The following is a 1349-nucleotide window of genomic DNA, read 5'->3' as shown; positions in this document are numbered from 1 at the left end:
CTAAGTTTTGTGCCGCCTCCAGTTGGGGCTGATCCTCGGCGTCGAGGTCAGAGTAGTGGAGTGTTTCGTATTCGATCGGGGGCATCTGTCCGATGCTCGAATGCAACCGCCTGTTGTTGTACCAGTCGACCCAACCAGCGGTCGCGAACTCGACGTCGGAGAGGGTTTTGTACGGTCCGGAATGGAAGATCGTGGTGCGGATGCACTCGGTCTTGTACAGCCCGTTCGCTGATTCGGCGAGGGCATTGTCGTAGGCGTCCCCGACCGATCCGATCGACGCCGCGATCTCCTCGAGCTTGAGCCTTTCGGTCAGCATGACCGACGTGTACTGGCTGCCGGCGTCCGAATGATGTATTAGCTCAGCAGCTTTCACTGGATGCCCCTCCCTCTTGCGTTGCCACAGGGCCATCCGAAGCGGGATCGTCACCAGGTCCACAGTCTTCGACGTCGATGCATGCCAGGCGACGATCCTGCGGGAGAACACATCGATGATGAACACCACGTACACCCACCCGGCCCATGTTCGGCAATATGTGAAGTCGGTGACCCAGACTCGGTTCGGTTCGGCAGCGCTGAATTGCCGATTGAGCAGATCGGTGGCCCGAACACCGTCGGCCGATGCGATGGTCGTCCGGATCCCTTTCGCTCGACGAACACCGTTGTGGCACAGTAGCTTCATCGCTCGGTCAACCGCGCCGTAGGACACCCCGGGAAGTACGGTCCGGTCGAGATGAGCGTGCATCTTCACCCTGCCGTACAGCCCTTCTGGTGTCATTTTCCGGCGGCCGTCGGCGTCGGTGCGCCACACCGTCGAGCGCACCGCGTCGACGACGTGGGCGTCGGAGACGGTGCGTGGCGCGGGCTTGCGTGTACGCCATGCCCGGTAGGTTCTCGCGGCGATCTTGCAGCCCTGATCACGCAGGACGCGGCAGATCGACTCGACCGCATAGCCGTTGGCGCGCAACGCATCTATGAAGTTCATGATCATCGGTTGCGGGGGTCGAGTTCCCCCGCGAAGAAAGTTGTTGCGGCTTTGAGAATCGCGACGTCCTCGCGGAGCTGCTTGTTCTCCGCTTTGAGCTTTTTGATCTCGGCGGATTCCTTCGAGGTAATCCCGGTTCGAGCTCCAGCATCGACCTGGGCCTGAACTGCCCAGCGTCGTACAGTCTCGTGGCCGACCCCGACCTGCTTGGCTATCGCCTCGGCGGCCGCTGTCAACGACGCGTATTCCGCTCCGTGTGCTTCCAGCAACCGCAGGGCCCTCGCACGGACCTCTGGATCGATTTTCTTGGGCATGTGCTCATCCTTCCTGACTCAGAAGGAAGCGGCATCAAACCTAGGGTGATTCA

1 protein-coding gene is annotated in these 1349 nt (G+C 61.0%); it reads right to left on the bottom strand.

The genetic code is table 11. The features are described 5' to 3' along the window. A protein-coding gene (locus QMK17_RS26225; protein WP_283512211.1) for an IS3 family transposase occupies positions 1-1296 on the bottom strand; the annotation gives its coding sequence in 2 pieces (ribosomal slippage) (positions 1-1023 and positions 1023-1296; 1297 coding nt annotated over the 2 pieces). This gene is flagged as partial in the annotation. Between the last annotated feature and the right edge of the window lie 53 nt (positions 1297-1349).

Source organism: Rhodococcus sp. G-MC3 (assembly GCF_030063335.1).
Lineage (GTDB): Bacteria > Actinomycetota > Actinomycetes > Mycobacteriales > Mycobacteriaceae > Rhodococcoides.
Note: the sequence above shows the minus strand (reverse complement) of the source record. Positions and strands in the feature narration are given on the sequence as shown.